Below are 230 nucleotides of genomic sequence, written 5' to 3' on the forward strand. Positions count from 1 at the left end.
GGATACGGGTTGTTTTGACCGTTCCATGTCAAAAGCTTTTGCACGTCAGGATGTAAGATGGCTCGCTTGGTGCATTGGTAATGATTAGCCTGAAATAGATTACCTAAAGCTATTATTGAGCCTATTATAAAGACCATGATCTGACCACCGCCAGAATGATCACTAGGCAGTATGCCGTTTTTGCGATAGATAATATCAGCGCAAGCAAAAAGTGATTTACTGGTATCCGC

The 230-nt window shown here is 42.2% G+C and carries 1 protein-coding gene; it reads right to left on the reverse strand.

Annotated features, from left to right (window positions below; genetic code table 11):
- Nucleotides 1–230: hypothetical protein (locus AAEY83_RS18985; RefSeq protein ID WP_351061823.1), on the reverse strand; the 230-nt coding region annotated here is incomplete at both ends.

Origin of the sequence: Psychrobacter sp. TB20-MNA-CIBAN-0197 (assembly GCF_040309765.1) — a bacterium.
Lineage (GTDB): Bacteria > Pseudomonadota > Gammaproteobacteria > Pseudomonadales > Moraxellaceae > Psychrobacter > Psychrobacter submarinus.